A 14,905-nucleotide genomic window follows, 5' to 3' on the forward strand; every position below is an offset into this window, starting at 1 on the left:
GGTACGACGGTTGTGGCAGAGATCCTGCTAAAGGGAGGTTCCATGAGACGTTCCCGACTTGTCGTATTCGCGAGCTCACTCCTCCTCGCCGCCGTCACCGCCCTCACCGGGGCCACCGCGGCGCACGCGTCCCGACTCGCCCCCGACGGCGGCTATGTGGCGCTCGGCGACTCCTACTCCTCCGGCGTCGGCGCCGGCTCCTACGTCAGCTCCAGCGGCTCCTGCAAGCGCAGCGGCAAGGCGTTCCCGTACCTGTGGAACGCCGCCCACTCACCCTCGTCGTTCGCCTTCACCGCCTGCTCGGGCGCTCGAACGGGTGATGTTCTCGCCGGGCAGCTCGGCCCGCTCAACGCCTCCACCGGGCTGGTCTCCGTCACCGTCGGCGGCAACGACGCCGGATTCGCCGACGTCATGACGACGTGTGTGACCAGCTCCGACAGCACCTGCGTCGCCCGGATCGACACCGCGCGGGCGTACGTCGACTCCACGCTCCCCGGCAAACTCGACAGCGTCTACTCGGCCATCCGCTCCAAGGCCCCCAACGCACGTGTCGTCGTGCTCGGTTACCCCCGCTTCTACAAGCTCGGCACCGCCTGCCTCGGCCTGTCGGAGACCAAGCGCGCCGCCATCAACAAGGCCGCCGACCACCTGGACGCCGCGATCGCCCGGCGCGCCGCCGCCCACGGCTTCGTCTTCGGCGACGTCCGCACGTCGTTCGCCGGCCATGAGATCTGCTCCGGCGGCTCCTGGCTGCACAGCGTCAACTGGCTCGACATCGGCGAGTCCTACCACCCGACCGCGTCCGGTCAGTCGGGCGGTTACCTGCCGGCTCTCGACAGCGCCGCCTGACCGGTTCGGCACTGCCCGGCGCTACTCGGTGGACGAGGGCGAGGGGGAGGTCCCGGAGGGCGGGGCCTCCGTCTCGCAGGTCACCGAGAACGGCACGTAGTCGGAGGTGACGGCCACCGGGTCGCGCACCTCCACGCCGATCGCGTTCTGCCGCGTCCCGCTCCGCACGGACGTCGACACGACCACCTTGTCCTGCCTCGACTTCCCGCCCCCCGACGGGAAGTCGAGCGTCTTCCAGGTCTGACCGGAGAGTTCGCCCTCCTTCGACACCCAGCGGTACGACACCGTCGCCGGCAGCCGCCCGACCGTGAACGTGGCCGTGAAGGCCGGGGCGGAGTCGTCCGGCGGCGGACAGGAGCCGGTGTACTCCGTGTGCGCGCCGGTCACGTTCACCGTGACGGACTGCGCCGGCTGCGCGCTCGGGGAGCTCTCGCTCTCCGTCTCGCTCGCGCTCGGACTGGGGCTCGGCGAGGGCTTCGGGCTGCTCCCCGTCGCGCTCTTCTCGGGCGTCGGGGACACCCCCTGCGACTGACTGACCGTGACGTCCCCGCCGGTGCCGTCGCCGTCGCCGTCCTTGTTCAGCAGCGCGTACGTCAGACCGCCGATCCCCAGCGCCAGCGCCGCGACCCCCGCGACGAGCACGAAGGCGGCACGCCGGCCGCGTTCCGGGTCGGTCTGCGAGGTCGTGTCGGAGCCCGTCCACGGCGGGGTCGGCCGCGACGGCGGGAAGCCGTCCGCGGGCGACGGCGACGGCGACTGTGTGAAGGGCTCCGTGCGCCCCGACGCGAGCGGCCCGGCGGCCGTCGTCGGGTGGGCGCCCGGCCGGGGCGCGCCGCCCGCGGCGACGACCCGCAGCTCCCGCTCGGCGTCGGCGGCCGGCAGCCGCTCTCCCGGGTCCTTGCGCAACAGCCCCTCGATCACCGGGGCGAGCGGGCCCGCCCGGTACGGCGGCGGCAGTTCCTCGTCGACGATCGCGCGCAGCGTGCTCAGCGGGGTGTTCTGACGGAACGGGGAGTTCCCCTCCACCGCCGCGTACATCAGCACGCCCAGCGACCACAGGTCCGACTCGGGCCCCGGCGTACGCCCCAGCGCGCGCTCCGGCGCGAGGAACTCGGGGGAGCCGATGACCTCGCCCGTCATCGTGATCGCCGAGGTGCCCTCGACCGAGGCGATGCCGAAGTCGGTGAGCACCACCCGGCCGTCGTTCGACATCAGCACGTTGGCCGGCTTCACGTCCCGGTGCAGCACTCCCGCCTCGTGCGCCGCCCGCAGCGCGGCCAGCACCTCGGCCCCGATGTGCGCGACCCGCGCGGGCTCCAACGGCCCCTCGGCGTCCAGCAGTTCGGCCAGCGAGATGCCCCGCACCAGCTCCATGACGATCCACGGCCGGCCGTCCTGCGTGGCCACGTCGTACACCGTCACCACGTTCCGGTTCGCGACCCGGGCCGCGGCCCAGGCCTCGCGCTCCAGCCGGGCGTACATCCGCTCGACGTCGGAGCCGGCGAGCCCCGCGGGCGCGCGCACCTCCTTGACCGCGACCTCGCGGTGCAGCACCTCGTCCCGCGCCCGCCACACCGTGCCCATGCCGCCCTCGCCGAGCGGCGACAGCAACCGGTACCGGCCCGCGATCAGCCGTTCACCGCCCGGCTCTTCGGACACCGCGCCCCCTTCGCATCACGGCCGAAACCTCCACCACCTCCACAAACTAGCTCAGGCGACGACGGATGCGGCCCCCTTGAGCACGAGTCCGATCCCGAGGGCGACGACGACCAGCGCGGACCACAGCGGCATGTTGCGGCGGACCAGCGCCGCGACGGGGTGCGTCATCCAGCGCGGGCTGCGGTCCAGCAACCGGGCCGCACCCGAGCCCATCCTGACGACGGCGAACCCGGCGGCGGTGAGGGTCAGCGCGAGGCCGACGCCGTAGGCGACGACGAGCAGCAGCCCGAACCAGGCGTGCCCCAGCGCCGCGGCGCCGACCAGCACGACGACGGCGGACGGGCTGGGCACGAGCCCCCCGGCGAAGCCGAGCAGGATCGTGCCGCGCAGGGTGGGCGCGATGTCGTGGGAGTGCGTGAAACCGCCGTGGGTGTGGGTGTGCGTCCCGTGGCTGTGACCGTGACTGTGGTCGTGGTCGTGAGTGTGCTCATGACCGTGGTCGTGCTCGTGGTGGCTGTGCACGGCGGTCGTCCCCTCGGTGGAGGTCCCGTCGGTGGAGGTCCCCTCGGTGGAGGTCCCGTCGGTGGTGGAGCCGACCAGGGCGAGCTGCCGCGCGGGCGCCTCGGCGGGCTCGTGCGAGTGACTGTGCCCGTGCGCGTGGTCGTGGTCGTGGTCGTGCGCGTCGTCGTGCCCGTGGCCGTGGGAATGCCCGTGCCCGTGATCGTGGTCGTGCGTGTGCCCGTGGCCGCCGTGGGAGTGGGTGTGCCCGCCGCCGTGGCGGCGGGTGCGCCAGGCGCGGCGTACCAGGGTGCCGCCCGCGAACAGCACGAGCGCGCCGCTCGCCAGGCCGAGCCAGGCGATCACCGACGGCGCGGCGGCCGACCCGGCCGTCACCAGGACGCCGAGGGCGACCACGCCAAGTGTGTGGGTGACCGTCACCGAGGCGGCCAGGGGCAGGACGTCCTTCATCCGGGCCTTGCCGCCCCGGGCGGCCGCGGTCGCGGCCATGATGGTCTTGCCGTGGCCCGGGGCCACCGCGTGCATCGCGCCGAGGACGATCGCCAGGAGCAGGGCGAGCGCGGCGAAGCCGACGGTCAGGTCCTGCCGGGCGACCAGGTCGTCCAGGGCCCGGGTCCAGCGGTCGGCGCCGCGCGGCAGGACGGACGCGGCGGGCGCGTCACGGTCCTCGGCGGCGGCGAGGGCGGCGCCGCCGGGCCGCACCCGCAGGGAAGCGGTCGCGGTGTCGGCGGGCGAGGAGAGCAACTCCTGCGGGTACTCGGTGAGTTCCTTCGAGTTCGACTCGGCCGGCACATCGGAGCCGGTGAGCGTCATACGGTCGCCGCGCGCGGTGATCTCGCGCCAGCCGGGGCCGGTGGAGCCGCCCGCGCCGTGGAAGGCGAGGGAGACCGTCGCGTCCTCGGGCAGCGGGGCCGTCAGCCGGCACTGCACGCGCAGGGTCTCCAGCCCGGCCTGACCCGGCCGTACGACCGCCTTGGCGGCGCCGGCCGTGAGGGGGACCGCACGGCCGTCGACGGTGAGTCCGCTGTCCTCGGCGGCGTTCGCGCAGCGCTGCCGGGCCCACTCGGTCATGCCGAGCCGCTCGACGTCCGGCTTGGCCTGGGTCGCGGGGATCTCGGCGAGGTCCTCGACGTGGTCGACGCGGAGCTCGCCCGGGGCGACGACGAGACCGTCGTAGCGGTTGACGGTGAAGTTGCCCAGGGGGTGGGCGCTCGCGCTGCCGGAAGGGAGCAGCGCGAGCGCGCAGCCGGCCGTCAGGACGGCCGCGCAGGAGGCGAACGGACGACGGGTTTTCACTTGTCCGCCTCCAGCGTCTTCAGTGCCGCACGCGCCTCGCGGGCGCCCTCGGCGGAGAAGCCCGGGTTGAGCTTCAGCGCCGCCGAGAGGTGGGCGCGGGCGTCCGCGGCGTGGCCCGTGGCGCGCTCGATCATGCCCCGGTGGTACAGGAAGGCCGCGTTGCGGTAGCCGGTGGCCGTGGCCTGCCGGGCGTAGGGCAGGGCCTCGGCGTCCTTGCCGTTGACGTGCAGCGCCCAGGCGAGGGCGTCCGCGGTGTGCACCGTGCGGCGGCGGTCCCACTCCGCGCGGGCCGCGCGCAGCGCCGCCGCCTTGTCGCCGTGGTCGGCGGCGGCGAGCGCGGTGTCCAGGTCGGCGTTGACGCCGTTGGCGCGGGCGAGGGCGGTCCAGGCGTCGACGAGGGTGAACTGGTCCTCGGCCTTCGCCGCGTCGCCCCGGGTCTCGTACAGCTCGCCCAGTTCGACGAGCGGGCCGGGCAGCGGGAAGCGGGCGACGACCTGCTCCAGGCCCTTGACCGCCTCGGCCGGCCGGCCGCTCGCCGCCTGGGCGCGGGCGCGGCCCTCCAGCGCCGGGAGGTAGTTCTCGTCGGCGGCGAGGGCGCGGGCGTAGTAGGTGAGGGCGCCGTCGTAGTCGCCCTGGTTCCACACGAGTTGGCCGAGCTGGGCGGAGACGTACGCGATGTCGCCGGGCGAGCTCGCCGCCTTCAGCGCGCGCTCCAGGACCCGGCGCGCGGTGGCGACGTCGCCGCGCAGCTCGTGGACGTAGGCGTAGCGGGTGAACACCGGTATGCCCGGGCGCCGCCGGTCGGCGGTCACGGCGGCCTTCTGGGCCTCCTCGTACCGGCCGAGCTCGACGAGCGCGTCGACACGGGAGCACAGGGCGCGTTCGTTGTAGGGGTTGTGCTCCAGCGCCTGGTCGGCGTACTTCAGCGCGCCGGGGAAGTCATGGCGGGCGGCGGCGAGGGCGGCCCGGCCGGCGAGGGCCTGGTCGTTGTCGGACCGCAGCTCCAGGGAGCGGTCGAGGGCCTTCTCGGCCTGCGGGTAGCGGGAGGGGTCGCCCTTGGTGCGGGCCTGCTCGACGTAGGCCAGGCCGAGGGTGGCCCAGCTGCCGAGGTCCTTCGGCTGGGCACGCAGATGAGCCTGCAGCGCGGTGATGCCGGCGTCGATGTCCCCGCCGGCGAGCAGTCCCGGCGAGACGGCGGCGGCCGCGACGACCGGCACGCTGTCGCGGTCCCGCGCGGCCCCGAAGGCGATCGCGCCGGCGGTCATCGCGACGGCCAGCATCGCGGCGCACGCCCCCAGTTGCACCGACCGCCACCGCCGCCCGGCGGCGGCCACCCGGCGAACGGCGGCGACCCGCACGTCGACGTCCCCGTCGGCCTCGACGGCGACGCCGTCCTCAGCCGCCGGGGGAGCCGCCGCCCGCGCCGCCTCGGCGGCGGGCTCAGGAGTCGTCCCCTCCGGGACGGGGGTCCCCTGCGAAGTCGTGGAGGCGGCCTCGGAGTCGTGGTCCTGGCCGGTACGCGGCAGCTCGCGCTCCGGTTCGCCGTCGTTGGTACGCGGGGACATGCCCTCTCCTAGGTCGCCTGGGGTGGAACAGCCTGCTGGTGGCGCGGCCCGCGCCGTGGGGGATGAGTACGCGGGCCGCACCAGTCGGTGGGGGTGGGGCCGGGGAGCGCAGGTTTCTCCCCGGCCCGGTCAGAAGGGGCCTGGCCCGTCAGGCCTCAGTAGGCGCGACGGCCCCGCGGCCGGCGCCACCACATCAGGCCGCCGCCGATGAGCAGGACACCGATCGCACCGGCGCCCGCGGAGAGGGCGATCATGCCGGTGTCGCTGCCCGAGGTGCCCGTGAGGGCGTCGCCGAGCTGGTTGCGGACGTCGTTGCCGGTGCCCTTGGCGACCGCGCCGCGCGAACCCTCGGTCGGCAGCGCGACGTACGGGAAGGCCTTCTCGAACGACTTGTCGTTCTTGTCGACCGCGTCACCGAGGTCGTTCTTCGCGCCCAGCAGCTCGCCCTCGACGACCTGCAGCGCCGCGTCGATCACGTCGTCGGTGAGCCGGCGCCCGTTCGGGAAGCCCGCGTTGTCACCGTCGAGCACGCCCAGCCGCTTGGGGCTGGCGGTCGGCTTGATCGAGGTGTTGAGCCGCAGCTGCTCCGAAGGCGTCACGTACGGAGGCTGGTTGAGGCCCTTGACGCCCTTGAGGAACACGTCGACGAGGTCGTTGCGCGGCTCGGCCGGCGCCTTGATCTTGTAGATCGCCTCGATGAGCTTGGGCAGCTCGGGGTTGGTGACGTTCTTCAGGAACTGGCCGTCGTCCTTGGGCACGGACGCGTTGAACTTGTCCTTGTCCTTGATGGGGTTGACGACCTCGTTCACCAGCGGCATGCCCAGGCGCGACACCTGGGAGTAGTAGCCCTCGGCGTTCTGGCGCTGCGTGGTCGACCAGATGCCCACGATCGGCTGGTGCTTGGCCTCGGTGATCAGGTCGTTCGGGACCTGGAGGGCGATGGAGTTGACGTTGTAGCCCTTGAGCGTGTCGTTGCCGACCTCGGAGAGGTTCCCGCCGTACAGCAGGTCGAAGACGCGCAGGTCCAGGAAGAACGGGTCGTCGGCCTGGCCGGCGAACGTCTTCGCCCCGTTGTGGAGCTTGTACACCGCCTGCTCGCGCAGCTTGGCGTAGTTCGGCATCGACGCCTTGCCGACGTTCGACGGCGCGACCGGCACGTCGTCCGCGAGCTTCGTCTTGTGCTGGACCTTGCCCTTCTTGAGCTTGATCAGCTCGAGGTCGTACGACTGGGTGACGTTCAGGTCCGGGTCGTTGAGGCTCTCGACCGTGCCCGTGTTGTACAGGAACGTCTTCTTGTTCTTCACGTGCGTCTTGAAGGTGTACCGGAACACCAGGTCCTCGCGCGCATCGCCGTCGCTGTCGATGCGGAGGTCGTACTGGGCGTCCTCGGCGAACGGGAAGAAGTTCGGGCCGCCCGCGGGCTCCTCGAACGGGACCCAGTTCGCCACGATCGTCGTCGTGTCCGGGTGGTCCGGGCTGACGAACGCGTACACGTCGGTGTTGTCGTACTGCGGGGTGCTGGAGATGAGCGGCGCCTCCCGGTGGCTGGAGGCGGCGGCCTCCCCCGGCGCGAGCGCGGCCACACCGGCGGCCGTGAGCCCCCCGGCAGCGAGAGCACCGCATATGAGGGTCGCGACGCCCCTGCGTCCGGAGCCGCTCCTGGAGATACCTGTCATGCCGTCCGTCCTCTGTCCCAACTTGCCTGACGGAGAGCTATACGGAGCGGAGGGCCCGATCGGATTGGTCGAAGCCAAAAAACTTTTTCTTTCCTGCTCACCCGCGTTTTCGGGCTCCGCGTACGTACCTCCTCCGGAGGTGTGTGCGTTGCGAATGCCTGGTATGACGGGACGGTCCGGCTGTGGCCGCGGGGAGGGGGACCGGATGGAGGCGGACGAGCTGCTGCTGCTCGTCGCGCGAGGCGACCAGAACGCATTCGAACAGCTCTACACACTGGTGTCCGGGCCGGTGTTCGGTCTGGTGCGGCGAGTGGTGCGGGACCCGGCGCAGTCGGAGGAGGTGAGTCAGGAAGTGCTGCTGGAACTCTGGCGGTCCGCCGCGCGGTTCGATCCCGGGCGGGGCAGCGCCCTGTCGTGGATCCTCACCCTGGCCCACCGGCGCGCCGTCGACCGGGTGCGCAGCGCACGCGCGGCCGGCGAACGCGAGCAGCGAGAGGCCCAGCGGGCCCACCATCCCGCCTTCGACCAGGTCACCGAGGAGGTGGAGGCGGGCCTGGAGCGCGAGTGGGTGCGCCGCTGCCTCAACCGGCTGACGGCCCTTCAGCGCCAGTCCGTCACCCTCGCCTACTACGACGGCTACACCTACCGCGAGGTCGCCGAACGGCTCTCGCTGCCGCTCGGCACCGTCAAGACCCGTATGCGCGACGGACTCACGCGGCTGCGCGACTGCCTGGGAGGGGCCGCATGAGTTTCCTCGGACTCTTCCGCCGGAACGACCCGCACTCGCTGGCCGCCCCCTACGCCCTGGACGCGCTGGAGCCCGACGAGCGCCGCCGGTTCGAGAAGCATCTGAAGACCTGTGACCGCTGCACCGCCGAGGTGCGCGAACTGGCCGAGGACGCCGTCCGGCTGGCCTGGTCGGCCGCCGCCCCGCCGCCGCTCGCGATGCGCGACCGGGTGCTGGCCGCCATACGGACCACCCCGCAGGATCCCGCGCCGGCCGCCGTGCGCGAGCAGCGCCTGCCCGGGCAGTTGCCGCCGCACGTCTGGGGCACGCAGCCGCTGCCCCCGCGCACCCGTGCGCCCCGCGCGCGCCGGCCCGTGTTCGCGCCGTTCGCCGCGGTGACCGCGGTCGCCGCCGTCGCGGCCGCCGCGTTCTTCGCCTTCGAGGCGGACCGCGCCCAGGACCAGCTGACCGCCGAACGGACCCAGGCGCGTGACATCGCCCACGTTCTCGCAGCCCCGGACGCCCGGACCAACAGCGGCAAGGACTCCCGGGGCGGCACCATCGCGGTGGTCGCCTCCGCGTCGACCGGCGAGGCGATCGTCACGCTGAGCGGATACGGAAGCCTTCCCACCGGACAGGTGCACCAGCTGTGGGTCATGCGCCCCCATACGCAACCGCGCTCCCTCGGCCTCTTCAAGGGTGACGCGCCCCTCGTCGCCACCGACCTCGACCCGTCCTCGGCGTCACTCGCTGTGACCGTCGAGCCGGACGGCGGATCGGCCCAGCCCACCACTCAGCCGGTTGTCCAACTCACCCTGAAATCGGTCGGATTCGGAGAGTGACAGAAAAGGCATCGTCAACCCCCTTACGGGGAAGGTGAATCCTGGGACCGCGATACACGTGTGCCCCGCCGGGACGATAGGGTTACCCTGCCCGGGCCGGGTGGACTCGTACGGGTGGGGAGTGACATGGAACAGATAACGATGCGCAGCAGGGCGAGGGTCCCTGCCGTCACCTGCGGGAGCAGCGCGACCAGTTCGCGACTCGACCGCCATCTCTCGGTGCTGGGAGGTCCCGCGATACCGCAGCGTGAGACGCTCGAGGCGACCTCGCTCATGCGCGAACTGACGGCCCGTGAGCCGGCCCGGCGCAGCCCCCGTGGCGCCCGGGTGAGCCGCGTCCTGCTCTTCGCGCCGCTGCGCCGCCTGCGCCGTTCGCTGTTCGGCGGCAACAGGCACTGAGGCCCGCGCTCAGGCGGCCACACCCTCCCGGCGCAACGCTGCGATCTCCTCGTCCGTCATCCCCACGGCACGCAGCACCGCCGAGGTGTGCTCCCCGAGCGCGGGCACGGCCCTCATCCGCGCCTCCGCCCCACCCGGCAGTGTGATCGGAGGAAGCAGCGCCCGCAGCGGTCCGGCCGGAGAGTCCACCTCCCGCCACCGCTCGCGGGCCGCCAGCTGCGGATGCTCCGCCAGTTCACGCACGTCCCGCAGGCGCGCACAGGCGATGCCCGCGCCCTCCAGCCGGGCCAGCGCCTCGTCGGTGTCCAGCACGCCCAGCGCCCCGGCCACCAGCGCGTCCGTGCGCTCCCGGCGGGCGACCCGCTCCGCGTTCGTCGCGTACCGCGGATCCGAACCCAACTCCGGTCGTCCGATGACCTGTTCGGCCAGCCGCCGCCACTCGCGGTCGTTCTGCACCGACAGCAGCACCCGGCCGCCGTCCGCCGTCGGGTAGGCGTCGTAGGGAGCGATCACGGCGTGCGCCAGACCCGTGCGGGCCGGGACGTCGCCGCCGTGCATCGAGTGATGCAGGGGATGGCCCATCCACTCCGCCAGCGCCTCCAGCATCGACACCTCCACCGGACCGCCCCGCCCGGTGACACCCCGCCGCACCAGCGCCGCCAGCACGCCCGAGAACGCGTACATGCCCGCGGCGATGTCGGCCGCCGGGATCCCCGCCTTGACCGGCCGCTCCGGCGTCCCCGTCACCGACACCAGCCCCGCCTCGCACTGCACGAGCATGTCGTAGGCCCGCTTGTCCGCGTACGGGCCGCTCGCCCCGTAACCGGAGATGTCCACGGCGACCAGCCGCGGATGCAGCGCGCACAGAGCGGCCGCGTCCAGGCCGAGCCGGGCCGCCGCCCCCTGCGCGAGGTTCTGCACGAACACGTCCGCGCCGGCCACCAGCCGCCGTACGGCGTCCAGCCCGCGCGGGTCCTTCAGGTCCAGCGCGACCGACTCCTTGCCCCGGTTGCACCACACGAAGTGCGAGGCGAGACCGCGGGCGGCGGTGTCGTAGCCGCGCGCGAAGTCACCGCCGTCGACCCGCTCCACTTTGATCACCCGGGCGCCGAGGTCGGCCAGCTGCCGGGTGGCGAACGGGGCCGCTACGGCCTGCTCGACGGCGACGACGGTGATGCCCTCGAGGGGCGCGGGGAGCTGGTCCATGGGGTGGATCATGACGGCAGCCCCGCGGGTTTGTCATGCACGCCGGCCCATCAGGCGCCGCCGGGCCGGCTCAGAGCAGCGCCAACTGTCCTTCGGGGCCCTCTTCCCCGTGGCCCAGGATCGACGCCGGACGCCGGACCCGCTCCGGGACCGGGAGGACGCCGGCCGCGCGCAGATCCGCCGCCGTGACCGTCTCCGCCGGCGTCGGCTCCTCCCGCAGCGGCGCGACCTCCGCCAGCAGGGCCAGCACGGTGATCAGCTCCAGCAGCTCCGACGTCCACGCCTGCGGCCAGACGGCCGGGCGGATCGCGGCGAGCGTGCCCGGCTCGGCCGGCTCCGTCCGCCGCGCGAACCACTGCTGAAGGACCCGGGTGTCGCCCACCCCGAAGTCCCACGCCTCCGGCGGCACCGGCGCGATCCGGCCCTCTTCCAGATGGAGCGTCTCCTCCTCGCGGTCGTAGCGCAGGGTGAGCGGGAAGGCGGGCAGCGGCGCGCGGACGTAGGGGCGGCGCCCGCCCGGGAGTTTGGGGCGCTCGCCGTCGCGGCGCAGCAGCCACAGCATCCGGTGGCCCCGTTCGACGCCCCGCGCCCACAGTTCGGGATCCCGGGGGAGCGGCACGGTGAGGTCGGCCCGCACGGCGGCCAGCGTCCAGGCCAGGAAGTCCAGCGGGCCGGCGCGGTGGCCGAGGTGCGCCAGCAGGCCCGGGGCCAGATTGGGCTCCCCGCCGCCCGGGCGGCGGTACAGGGGACGGACCCGGCCCGTGCGCAGCGCCGGGAACAGCGACGTCGCCAGCAGGAACGGGGGGCCGGGGGTCTCCACCACGAACACCTGGTGCTCGTCCGCCACCCGCCACAGTTCCGGGCGGGCCGCGTCGATCAGCCGGTGGTCCGGGATCAGCCACTGCTCGTCGAACGGGGCGGCGAGGACGCGCACCGGTTCCGCGCACGGGCCCGGGGCGTGGCACAGCCGGCCCGTGCCGCCGCCGTGCCCGGGCAGCTGCCCGACCGCCGTGCGCGGGGTGCGGGCGCGCGTCGGCTGGAAGAGGGCCTCGCGGTCCGGGCCCCCGGCCTTCGTCAGCGCGTCCCAACGGGCCTTCAGGGACGCCGGGTCGGGCGCCGCCGGCCACGCCCGGCCGAGCCGCGGCGGTGCGACGGACCACGGCATGAGGTCCGCCAGTCGCGGAGCGTCGTCGTGCGTCACGCCGGGCATCGTACGACGGCCCGCCGACGGCGGATCAGGTGGCGTCCAGGGTCACCGTGAAGGAGAAGCGGTCGCCGCGGTAGTGGATGACGGCCACGTCCAGGGGCCGGCCGTCGGGGTCGCGGGTGACGCCCGTGTAGTGCAGGATCGGGCTCAGCAGCGGCACTTGGAGCAGCCGGGCCGTCTCCGGGTCGGCGAGCCGGGCCTGAACCGTGTCCGTGATGCTGCCGATGTCCGCGCCCACCACGTCCCGCAGCACCTTCGTCATCGGCCAGCGCACCAGGTCGGCCGGGTCGATCCGGGCGGCGAGCTCCGGACGGACGTAGTTGCGGGCGTGGTTGGTGGGCTCGCCCGTCTTCTCGTCGCTGCGCAGCCGGTGGTACGTCGCCACCTCCGGCAACTCCGGGAAGTGCTCGGCGAGTTCGGCCCGGGGTGGCGTCGTCCCGTGGTCCAGCAGCCGCGTCGCCATGCCGGACTGCTGGGCCACGATCGCGTCGACCGAGCCCAGCAGCCGCACCGGCGCGCCGCGTCGCACGCCGGGCTCGATGAAGGTGCCGCGCCGGCGGTGCCGGGTGATCAGCCCCTCGTCCTCCAGCTCCTTCAGCGCCTGCCGCATGGTCAGCACGCTCACCCCGTAGTGCCCCGCCAACTGCTCCTCGGTGGGCAGCCGCAGCGGCTCCCGGGGCGAGCGGCCCAGTATCGAGGCGCGCAGCGACTGCGACACCTGGTACCACAGCGGCAGTTTCCGGTTCAGGACGATCGAGTCCGGGGCGAAGGAGGTCACGGGGCTATCCGTACCGGTCGGGCGACGGTCAGTGCAACGGGCGGAAGTGCCGTTCGAGGCCAGACCACACGTCGTCGTAGCCCTGCTGGAGATGGTCCGCGCCGGCCGCGCCCGGGGTGAGGGCGATGGGCCAGCGCGTCTCGAACATGAACGCCAGCCCGTCGTCCACCTTCTGCGGCCCCAGCTCGGCGGCGCTCGCCCGGTCGAACGTCTCCCGGTCCGGGCCGTGCGCCGACATCATGTTGTGCAGCGAACCGCCGCCCGGCACGAAGCCCCCCTTCCCGGCGGTCTTCGCGTCGTAGGCGCCCTCGATCAGGCCCATGTACTCGCTCATCACGTTCCGGTGGAAGTACGGCGGGCGGAAGGTGTCCTCGCCCACCAGCCAGCGCGGCGCGAAGACCACGAAGTCCACGCCGGCCAGCCCCGGGGTGTCGGACGGCGACGTCAGCACCGTGAAGATCGACGGGTCCGGGTGGTCGTAGGAGATCGTGCCGATGACGTTGAAGCGGCGCAGGTCGTAGACGTAGGGGACGTGGTTGCCGTGCCAGGCGACGACGTCGAGCGGGGAGTGGCCGTAGGTCGCCCTCCACAGGTGGCCGCAGTACTTGTTGACCACCTCCACCTCGCCCTCCACATCCTCGTAGGCGGCGACCGGCGCGCGGAAGTCGCGGGGGTTGGCCAGGCCGTTGGCGCCGATCGGGCCGAGGTCGGGCAGCCGGAAGGGCGCGCCGTAGTTCTCGCAGACGTAGCCCCGGGCGGTCGGCCTGCTGCCGTCGTCGGCGGCGGTGTCCAGGAGTTCGACGCGGAAGCGCACGCCGCGCGGGATCAGCGCCATCTCGCCGGGCTCGGCGCTCAGCAGCCCGAACTCCGTGCGCAGCAGCAGCCCGCCCTGTTCGGGGACGATCAGGAACTCGCCGTCGGCGCTGCTGAAGACGCGGTCCATCGAGGTGTCGGCGTGGTACAGGTGCACGGCCATGCCGGTGCGCTGGGCGGCGTCGCCGTTGCCGCCGAGCGTCCACAGTCCGGCCAGGAAGTCGGTGCCCGGCGCGGGCTCCGGCAGCGGGTCCCAGCGCAGCCGGTTGGGGTCGGGGACGGTCTCGGTGAACGGGCCGGTGCGCAGGTCGCCGGCGTCCACACGGGTGAACGCCGGGTGCGCGGCGGACGGGCGGATCCGGTACAGCCACGAGCGGCGGTTGTGGGCGCGGGGCTCGGTGAACGCCGTGCCGCTGAGCTGCTCCGCGTACAGGCCGAGCGGGGCGCGCTGCGGCGAGTTGCGGCCCTCGGGCAGGGCCCCCGGGACGGCCTCCGACGCGTGCTCGTTGCCGAAGCCCGAGAGGTACGTCAGCCCCTCGGCCGTCTTGCGTGCGTCCCCGCTGCTCATGCGTGTGCTCCCTCGCGCCGCCGAATCCTGTGCATCACCGTAGGATTGCGGTTTCCCGGGCGCAAGAGGCCGGCCCGGGTCGTCCCCCCTCAGGACGATCACGGGCCCCCGGAACCCGACTCCAGGGGGATCCAAGCCCCCGCGCCCTTGTTCTACGCTCCCCGCCATGTCGTGGAAGCGCGCAACAACCGCCGTGCTCGCGGTCTGTGTCCTGCTGACCGGGGTCGCGAGCTGCGGCACCAGCGGTGCGGCGGAACAGGGGACCGGAGGCGACCGCGGCAAGGGCGCCTCGCCCGCGCCGTCGCCCGTCGGCGAGGCCCTGGGGGACACCGGCTCCGGTGGACGTCACTACCGCGAGGTGGACGAGGAGGCGGCGCCGGCGGTCCGGGTCGAGGTCGAGCCCGACGCCGACGGCAGCTGGGACGTCCGCCTGGAAGTGACCCGCTTCCGCTTCTCGCCCGCCGGGGCCGGGACACGGGCCGTGCCCGGCCGAGGCACCGCCCGCCTCCTCGTGGACGACCGTCCGGTCGCCGAGCTGCGCTCGGCCGGCTACCGCATCCCGGCCGGCCTGCTCCCGCACGGCACCCACCACGTCACCGCCCGCCTGTGCGCCGACGACGGCACGGTGTGGGCGGTCGACGGCGAACCGGTCGAGAGCACGGCGGACATCACCGCCTCGCAGTCGCAGCCCGCCCCACAGGTCCCCGCGGTCTCGCCCGCCACCGCGACGCCCCGTTGAGTGCATCGGGCACCTTTCTCCGTATCCGGGGGCGAGGTTCACCGTTCCGCGGCGGAAAGGCA

The 14,905-nt window shown here is 73.6% G+C and carries 13 protein-coding genes; 5 read left to right on the forward strand and 8 right to left on the reverse strand.

Going from position 1 to position 14,905, the window contains the following annotated elements:
* Positions 1-42 precede the first annotated feature (42 nt).
* A complete protein-coding gene (locus tag ACFYXA_RS33550; protein WP_389040076.1) occupies positions 43-849 on the forward strand; it encodes an SGNH/GDSL hydrolase family protein in 807 nt (268 codons plus the stop codon).
* A gap of 21 nt (positions 850-870) precedes the next feature.
* Here ACFYXA_RS33550 and ACFYXA_RS33555 read toward each other — a convergent pair whose 3' ends face one another.
* From ACFYXA_RS33555 to ACFYXA_RS33570, 4 genes are all read right to left on the reverse strand, one after another.
* Positions 871-2,508, reverse strand: coding sequence for a protein kinase (locus tag ACFYXA_RS33555; protein WP_389040079.1), 1,638 nt, complete (start codon positions 2,506-2,508; stop codon positions 871-873).
* Positions 2,509-2,559: 51 nt separating this feature from the next.
* Entirely contained in the window at positions 2,560-4,323 is a 1,764-nt protein-coding gene (locus ACFYXA_RS33560; RefSeq protein ID WP_389040082.1) for a nickel transporter, read from the reverse strand.
* On the reverse strand, positions 4,320-5,888 hold the full coding sequence (locus ACFYXA_RS33565; protein WP_389040085.1) for a tetratricopeptide repeat protein: 1,569 nt from the start codon (positions 5,886-5,888) through the stop codon (positions 4,320-4,322). The genes ACFYXA_RS33560 and ACFYXA_RS33565 overlap by 4 nt, the downstream gene beginning before the upstream one ends.
* A 155-nt stretch (positions 5,889-6,043) precedes the next feature.
* Positions 6,044-7,564 carry a DUF4331 domain-containing protein gene (locus tag ACFYXA_RS33570; RefSeq protein ID WP_352250449.1) on the reverse strand — a complete coding sequence of 507 codons (1,521 nt, stop codon included), beginning with the start codon at positions 7,562-7,564 and terminating at the stop codon, positions 6,044-6,046.
* A 205-nt stretch (positions 7,565-7,769) separates the two neighbouring features.
* On the opposite strand from ACFYXA_RS33570, the gene ACFYXA_RS33575 reads away from it, so the two are divergent.
* From ACFYXA_RS33575 to ACFYXA_RS33585, 3 genes are all read left to right on the forward strand, one after another.
* Positions 7,770-8,312 (forward strand): sigma-70 family RNA polymerase sigma factor, encoded by a 543-nt coding sequence (locus ACFYXA_RS33575; protein WP_130444077.1) that lies wholly within the window; start codon positions 7,770-7,772, stop codon positions 8,310-8,312.
* Positions 8,309-9,133: an anti-sigma factor gene (locus ACFYXA_RS33580; protein WP_351097562.1), complete on the forward strand. Its 825-nt coding sequence runs from the start codon at positions 8,309-8,311 to the stop codon at positions 9,131-9,133. The genes ACFYXA_RS33575 and ACFYXA_RS33580 overlap by 4 nt, the downstream gene beginning before the upstream one ends.
* A 126-nt stretch (positions 9,134-9,259) precedes the next feature.
* Positions 9,260-9,532, forward strand: coding sequence for a hypothetical protein (locus tag ACFYXA_RS33585; RefSeq protein WP_351097560.1), 273 nt, complete (start codon positions 9,260-9,262; stop codon positions 9,530-9,532).
* Between the two features lie 9 nt (positions 9,533-9,541).
* On the opposite strand, the gene ACFYXA_RS33590 is transcribed toward ACFYXA_RS33585, so the two are convergent.
* From ACFYXA_RS33590 to hmgA, 4 genes are all read right to left on the reverse strand, one after another.
* Positions 9,542-10,738 (reverse strand): CaiB/BaiF CoA transferase family protein, encoded by a 1,197-nt coding sequence (locus ACFYXA_RS33590; protein ID WP_389040091.1) that lies wholly within the window; start codon positions 10,736-10,738, stop codon positions 9,542-9,544.
* A 70-nt stretch (positions 10,739-10,808) separates the two neighbouring features.
* On the reverse strand, positions 10,809-11,948 hold the full coding sequence (locus tag ACFYXA_RS33595; RefSeq protein ID WP_389040094.1) for a type ISP restriction/modification enzyme: 1,140 nt from the start codon (positions 11,946-11,948) through the stop codon (positions 10,809-10,811).
* 25 nt (positions 11,949-11,973) lie between these two features.
* Entirely contained in the window at positions 11,974-12,723 is a 750-nt protein-coding gene (locus ACFYXA_RS33600; RefSeq protein WP_352247938.1) for a GntR family transcriptional regulator, read from the reverse strand.
* A gap of 28 nt (positions 12,724-12,751) precedes the next feature.
* Positions 12,752-14,104 carry a homogentisate 1,2-dioxygenase gene (gene hmgA / locus ACFYXA_RS33605; RefSeq protein WP_352247936.1) on the reverse strand — a complete coding sequence of 451 codons (1,353 nt, stop codon included), beginning with the start codon at positions 14,102-14,104 and terminating at the stop codon, positions 12,752-12,754.
* Between the two features lie 166 nt (positions 14,105-14,270).
* Here hmgA and ACFYXA_RS33610 point away from each other — a divergent pair, with 166 nt between their 5' ends.
* Positions 14,271-14,843, forward strand: coding sequence for a hypothetical protein (locus ACFYXA_RS33610; protein WP_389040099.1), 573 nt, complete (start codon positions 14,271-14,273; stop codon positions 14,841-14,843).
* The last annotated feature ends 62 nt before the right edge of the window (positions 14,844-14,905 follow it).

The sequence above is a fragment of the Streptomyces sp. NPDC002566 genome, from assembly GCF_042889585.1.
Lineage (GTDB): Bacteria > Actinomycetota > Actinomycetes > Streptomycetales > Streptomycetaceae > Streptomyces.